This window comes from Acrocarpospora macrocephala (assembly GCF_009687865.1).
In the GTDB taxonomy this organism is placed as follows: Bacteria; Actinomycetota; Actinomycetes; order Streptosporangiales; family Streptosporangiaceae; genus Acrocarpospora; species Acrocarpospora macrocephala.
The window spans coordinates 38,069-44,331 of the sequence record NZ_BLAE01000031.1 but is presented as its reverse complement, the minus strand read 5'-3'; the positions used below and the strand labels follow the sequence as shown (position 1 = coordinate 44,331).

Sequence of the window (6,263 nt, the reverse complement as noted above, 5' to 3'; positions counted from 1 at the left end):
CCCGAAGCCCGGACCCCCGGCGCTGAAGATCGCCATCGACGACATCGACGAGGCACCGGAGCGGGTACGGGTGCATGTGAAGGAGGACACGCCCACCGAGATCAACTGGTGTGACGACAAGGGGAGGCCCGTAGCTCAGGCAGACCACGGGACAGATGAGCAACCGTTCAACCGTGACACCTGCGTGCCCCGCGAGCATCCCGTCCACATTCCCGACCAAATCGACAACGCCATCCCGGTGGATGTCGACCGCTTCGACCATCCCGGCCGTGGCGATCACTTCGACCACCCGGACCACTTCGACCACCCGGACCACTTCGACCACCCGGACCATGGCGACGACTTCGACCGTCCCGACCACGGTCCCACCTGCTGCGACACCGGCCCCACCTGCTGCGACACACCCGGGCCCCTGCTGCCGCAGACCGGCACGATCATGATCCCCGTCCTCGGCGCGGGCGTGATCCTGCTCACCCTGGGCGGCGTCATCCTGCTGATCACCCGCCGCCGCCGGCGCAACATCTAACGGCCGCGACGGCACGACCGCGACGAGCTCCCGGCGACCCCGGGAGCTCTTCGTTTGAGACCCTGGTCACCGCCGCTCCGGCCATTTACGATTCCTACGCCCGCTGGGTGAACGTTCAACCGGATCACGGCGTCACTTCTGTGACACACGTGAAAGGGGGTGACGTCAGGTCGACAGGGTCACCAGTCGTGCCCGGCTCGTCGGCGAGCTGGAGTCCGCCCTCCGCGACACGCCGAAGACCGTCCTCATCGTCGGTGCGGCCGGCCTCGGCAAGACCCATCTGCTCGGCGAGCTGACCGCCAGGGCGACGGGTTTCCGCGTGCTGCGCGGCCGCGCCCGCGAGCTGGACGAAGGTCTCGCGTACGCGCCGCTGGTGGACGCGATCGAGTCACTGGGCCGCGACAAACGTTCCCAGCCCGGCCTGTGGGAGCTCTACGACGCGATCGACCGCGCCGCGCTCGGCCACCCCGCCAACCAGACCCCCGGCCACCCGGTGGCCGCCCCCGCCGTCCTGGCCGCCCAGCTCCTGGAGTCGCTGCCGGGCCGCACCCTGCTGGCCATCGACGACATCCACCACGCCGACGCCGACACCCTGCGCCTGCTCGCGGCCCTCCCCCGCAGCGCCCCCAGCCTGGCCATCCTGTGTACGGCCCGGCACGTCCCGGCCCTCGACGTGGACCAGACCGTACGGCTGGAGCCGCTCACCCGCCAGGAGGTCAGCGCGCTGATCACCAGCCTCCTGGACCGCACCCCCAGCGACAACATGATCGACCGGGTGCACAACGAGAGCGGCGGCAACCCCTGGTTCGTGCGGGAGTCGGTGCTGGCCCTGGTGCAGGGCGGCGCGGTCCGCTCCCCCGACCCGGACGCCCGGCGCGGCGCGATCCTGTCCCGGGTCTTCCAGCGCGACCGGCCTGGCCGCGACCTGGCCCGGGTGCTGGCCACGCTGGGCCGTACCCGCGACACCACCGCGATCGACACGCCCGGCACCCTCGAAGCCGTGGCCGAGCTGGCCGGTCTGGACGCCCGGGCGGGGGAACGCGCCCTGGTCGGCCTGGTCCGCGACGGCGTGCTCGTCTACACCGGCGACGGGTACGCCTTCGCCCACCCGCTGGTCGCCGAGGCGCTCTACGACGACCTGAACGCGGGCGAGCGCCGCCGCCTGCACGCGCGCATCGCCGAACTGCTGCACCGCCAAGGCCTGACCGGCGCCCGCCGGGTGCTGGAGTGGGCCACCCACCTGGCCGAGGGCGGCCCGCCCGCCGCCGCGCTGGCCGCGATGCTGCGCGCCGCCGACCTGACCCGCTGGACCGCGCCGCTGTCTGCCGCGCACTGGTACGGCCGGGCCGCCGACGTCGCCGACGACGCGGGCCAGCGCGGCGACCTGCTGGCCCGCCAGTCGATGTCCTACTGGAAGGGCTCCCGCCCGGCGCTGGCGCTCAACTCCGGGCAGCGTGCGCTGGCGCTGCTGCCCGCGGGACGGCGGCGCACCAGGACCTCCTACACGGTGGTGGGCGCGGCGCACGCGATGGGCTGGTACGACGTGGCCCTGACCGTCGCCGCCCAGCAGGTCCCGCGCGCCGACGACCCGACCGCGCTGTTCGCCCAGCGCGCCCTGCTGCTGGCCGAGCTCGGCCGCCCGCTCGGCGACCACGTCAAGCAGGCCTGGGACGGCCTGGCGAGCTGCCCGCCGGAGGACCGGATCATCACCGCGGGCTGCCTGGCCCTGCGCGCCCTGCTGGACGGCGACTGGCCCGAAGCGCAGCGCGCCGTCGACGAGTTGCTCGGTTTCGCCGCCGCGCTCCCGCCGGGGGCCCGGCTGGCGGCGCTGGAATCGGCCGCCCACGTGACGAGCACCGCCGGGCTGCGGGCCCGCTCGACCGCCATGCTGGAGCAGGCCGAGCAGATCCACCGCGGCCTGGGCTGGCATGACATCGCCGGGCAGAACGTCCGGGTGCAGGCGTTGATCCGGCGGCTGGCCGGGGAGTGGGACCGCGCGCTCACCGAAATCCAGGCCGGCGCGGGCCCGCTGGCGGAGGCCGGGCTGCTGGAGAACCACGGCCTGCTGCGCAACATCGAGCTGGACATCCTGCTCGACCAGGGGCGATACGAGGAGGCCGCGATCGTCCTGGACGATCCGCCACCCGTGTGCGCGACCCATGCCGGGCTGCGGTACACCATGCGCGCCCGGCTGGCGCTCGGCCTGGGGGACCTGGTCGCGGCCCGCGACTGGGCGGACCGGGCGCTGGCGGAGGGGATCGCCGACGTGGTCCACCGGGCGCTGGCCGTGCGGGTGCTGATCCACGCCGCCGCCGGGGATCGTGACGGCGGGCGGCTGGCCGCGGCCCGGCTGGACGAGGAGAGCGCCAACGGCACGCCCCGGGCCAGGATGTCCGCCGACCTGGCCATGGGCTGGGCGTTCGAGGACACCGACAGGGCCGGGGCCGCGCTGGAGCGGGCCAGAGCCGACGGGCTGCCGTTCGAGGAGGCCAGAGCCCGGCTCGTGCTGGGCACGATCGGCGACCACGCCCAGCTGACCCGCGCGCACACCGCCTTCAACGCGCTCGGCGCGATCCCGTGGCGGGACCGCGCCGCCCGCCTGATGCGCGGCGCCGGCCTGGCTCCCGCCGGAGCGCTGACTCCGACCGAGCGCCGGGTGATCGAGCTGGTGGCGGGCGGCCTGAGCAACCCTCAGATCGCCGACGAGCTGCACTACAGCCGCAAGACCGTCGAGGTCTACCTGACCCGGGTGTATGCGAAGACCGGCTTCAAATCCCGGGTAGAACTCGCCCTAGCGGTCGAGCGAGGCGAGCTTTAGGGATCTCCCTACTGGGCCTGGCGGGCAGCCGGGCGACAGGATTCTCGCATGGGGATCCTGGAATATGCGGACAAGGTGTGGCGGGGCTCGGTGCAGGCCTACGAAGTGCCGCTCGCCGAGTTACGCGCCAGTGGCGCCCAGGAGGTCGCCGAAGGCGTGGCCATGTGGCCCGCGTTCGGCAACGTGTACGCCATCCGGGGGGAAGCCGGTCTAGCACTTTTCGACACAGGTAACGCGATGGACGCCCCGGCCATGCACCGGGCCGTGCGTTCCTGGTCGACCGAGCCGGTCCGGTACGCGATTTTCTCGCACGGACACTTCGACCACGTGGGGGGAATGGAGTGTTTCGACGAGGAGGAGGGCTCCCGGCCAGTCGTCGTCGCACACGAGGGGGTGGCGAATAGGTTCGCCCGATATGCCAGGACCGCCGGGTACAACTCGGTGATCAATCAGCGGCAGTTCGGGTTCGCCCAGATGCACTGGCCGGCCACTCATCGCGTACCGGACCTGACCTACCAGGAGCGGCTGACCCTCTCGCTCGGCGACGTCACCTTCGAGCTGCGCCACGCGCGCGGCGAGACCGATGACGCCACCTGGGCGTTCGTTCCTGAGCACGGCATCCTGCTGACCGGCGACCTGTTCGTCTGGGTGACGCCCAGCGCCGGTAATCCGCAGCGGGTGCAGCGCTACCCCGACGAGTGGGCGGTGGCGCTGCGCACGATGGCGACCCTGGACGCGGAGCTGCTGCTGCCCGGCCACGGGCTGCCCATCTCCGGCTCCATCCGGGTCCGCCGCGCCCTGGTCGACACGGCCGACTACCTGGACAGCCTGGTCGAGCAGACCCTCGACCTGATGAACGCGGGCGCTCGCCTCGACGAGATCCTGCACACCGTCAAACCACCCCTGGAGCTGTCGCAGCGGCCGTACCTGCAGCCGTACTACGACGAGCCCGAGTTCATCGTGCGTAACATCTGGCGGCTTCACGGGGGCTGGCACGATGGCAACCCGGCCAACCTGAAACCCGCGCCAGACGCGGTTTTCGCCCGCGCCATCGCCGAGCTGTCGGCGGGCGCGGGCACGGTGGCCGGGCGGGCGGTGGTCGCGGCGGCGGAGGGTGATCTCCGGCTCGCCTGCCAGCTCGCCGAACTGGCGGTCCAGGCCGAGCCGGACGACGACAAGATCCACGAAATCCGGGCCCGCGTCTACGCCCTCCGCGTCCAGGAGGAGCCCGGCGCGATGGCCCGCGGCGTCTACGCCTGGGCCGCCGCCGAATCCCGCAGCAAGGTCACCGGCAGCGACCTCCTCGACGTCTACCACGAGGTGACCGACGGCCGCATGTGGTGGATCCCCGCCGGCACCGCCGACCGAAACTGATCTCACTATGGGAATCTGATTATCAGATAGACTTGAGTCATGCGTACGATGACCGCCACCGAGGCATCCCGCAACTTCTCCGACCTGCTGGACGCGATCGAGCGCGGGGAGACCGTCACGATCACCCGGGGCCATCACCCGGTCGCGGAGATCCGCCCGGCCAGCCGGCGCACCGGCGCGGATCTGCGCGCGGCCCTGGCCGACATTCCGCCGCCTGACGAGCGTTTCACCGAGGACATCGCGGCGGCGCTGGAACTGGTCGTCACCGAGGAGGCGGACCCGTGGGCCGGCGCCTGATCCTGGACACCAACGTCCTGATCGCGTACGAACGCGGCACGATCGACCGAGCCGCGCTGGATTCCGACGAGCTCGCGGTGGCCGCCGTGTCGATCGCCGAATACCGGGTCGGGATCGAACTCGCCGACACGCCTCAGCGGGCCGCCGACCGGTCCCGGGCACTGGCGGCGATCACCTCGGTGGTGGACGTCCTCGACTACACCGAGACGACCGCGGCCATGCACGCGAGCTTGCTCGCGCACGTGCGCCGATCGGGCACGCCGCGAGGCGCCCATGACCTGATCATCGCGGCGCATGCGCTGCAATCCGGGCGCATGGTGATGAGTCGCGATTCGAAGGCCCGATTCGGAGATCTGCCGGGTGTCATCGCCGTGGAGCCCTAGAAAGGCTCAGAACAGGACCGAGGTGAAGGTGTCGACCTCGCGGAAGCCGACCTTCTTGTAGGCGGCGCGGGCCGGGAGGTTGTAGTCGTTGACGTAGAGGGTGACGATCGGGGCGAAGTATTTGAGGGCCTGTTCGACGACGGTGGCCATGCCGGTGGCGGCGTGGCCGCGGCCACGGTAGAGGGGGTCGACCCAGACGCCCTGGATCTGGCAGGCCTGCGGGGTCACGGCGCCGATCTCGGCTTTGAAGATGACCTGGCCGTCCTCGATGTGGGCGTAGGAGCGGCCGATTCTGATGAGTTCGGCGACGCGGGAGCGGTAGAGGGCGCCGCCGTCCCCGTTGTCGGGGGAGACGCCGACCTCCTCGGTGAACATGGCGACGCAGGCGGGGAGCAGGGTGCCGAACTCCTCGGGGCGGACGCGGCGGACCTCGGGGTCGGCGGTGACCAGGGGGGCCGAGGAGGTGGCCATCACGGGCTGGGCCCAGCGGATGGCTCTGGCCCGGCCCCAGTGGGGTTCCAGGCGCTCCCAGAGCAGTTCCACCGCGGCCGACGGGCCGACGATGGAGGAGCAGCGGCGGCCCTGCTTGCGGGCGCGGTCGGCGAAGGCGTGCACGGCCTCGCGGCCGGCGTTGACCGGGACCAGGTTGGCCCCGGCGTAACACAGGGAGGTCAGCCCGCCGCGCGGGCCGAATCCCCACATCTGACCGCCGAGCCGGGCGGGGTTGAGACCGACGGCTCTGACCCGTGAGGCGACGAAGACGTTGGCGACCGGATCGGAATCGAGGAGCCCCAGCACCTCATCTCGATCGTTGTCGTCCAGCACGCGCGACGCCGAAGTGCGCAGCATCACGGGCCCAAGCCTA

General features: G+C 71.9%; 6 protein-coding genes and 1 pseudogene. 6 read left to right on the top strand and 1 reads right to left on the bottom strand.

From position 1 onward, the window contains the following. The 6 genes and pseudogenes from Amac_RS53810 to Amac_RS25815 all read left to right on the top strand — a co-directional run. A partial coding sequence (locus Amac_RS53810) for an LPXTG cell wall anchor domain-containing protein (RefSeq protein ID WP_170322639.1) occupies positions 1–526 on the top strand: 526 nt, incomplete at its 5' end. 199 nt (positions 527–725) lie between these two features. Next, positions 726–1,145 (top strand): annotated as a pseudogene (locus Amac_RS57415) (ATP-binding protein); the annotation flags it as partial. Positions 1,146–1,289: 144 nt separating this feature from the next. Beyond that, on the top strand, positions 1,290–3,344 hold the full coding sequence (locus Amac_RS57715) for a LuxR C-terminal-related transcriptional regulator (protein ID WP_307729757.1): 2,055 nt from the start codon (positions 1,290–1,292) through the stop codon (positions 3,342–3,344). Between the two features lie 48 nt (positions 3,345–3,392). Then, positions 3,393–4,718, top strand: coding sequence for an alkyl sulfatase dimerization domain-containing protein (locus Amac_RS25825; RefSeq protein WP_155356989.1), 1,326 nt, complete (start codon positions 3,393–3,395; stop codon positions 4,716–4,718). A 39-nt stretch (positions 4,719–4,757) separates the two neighbouring features. Continuing rightward, complete coding sequence (locus Amac_RS25820; protein WP_155356988.1) at positions 4,758–5,015, top strand: type II toxin-antitoxin system Phd/YefM family antitoxin; 258 nt, start codon at positions 4,758–4,760, stop codon at positions 5,013–5,015. Further along, positions 5,000–5,398: a PIN domain-containing protein gene (locus tag Amac_RS25815; protein WP_155356987.1), complete on the top strand. Its 399-nt coding sequence runs from the start codon at positions 5,000–5,002 to the stop codon at positions 5,396–5,398. The genes Amac_RS25820 and Amac_RS25815 overlap by 16 nt, the downstream gene beginning before the upstream one ends. A gap of 6 nt (positions 5,399–5,404) precedes the next feature. On the opposite strand, the gene Amac_RS25810 is transcribed toward Amac_RS25815, so the two are convergent. After that, positions 5,405–6,247, bottom strand: a complete 843-nt coding sequence (locus Amac_RS25810; protein WP_155357055.1) for a GNAT family N-acetyltransferase — start codon at positions 6,245–6,247, stop codon at positions 5,405–5,407. Between the last annotated feature and the right edge of the window lie 16 nt (positions 6,248–6,263).

Coding starts and splice junctions, on each gene's coding strand:
- Amac_RS25810 (WP_155357055.1), bottom strand. CDS start 6,247: ATGCTGCGCACTTCGGCGTCGCGCGTGCTGGACGACAACGATCGAGAT.
- Amac_RS57715 (WP_307729757.1), top strand. CDS start 1,290: ATGATCGACCGGGTGCACAACGAGAGCGGCGGCAACCCCTGGTTCGTG.
- Amac_RS25825 (WP_155356989.1), top strand. CDS start 3,393: ATGGGGATCCTGGAATATGCGGACAAGGTGTGGCGGGGCTCGGTGCAG.
- Amac_RS25820 (WP_155356988.1), top strand. CDS start 4,758: ATGCGTACGATGACCGCCACCGAGGCATCCCGCAACTTCTCCGACCTG.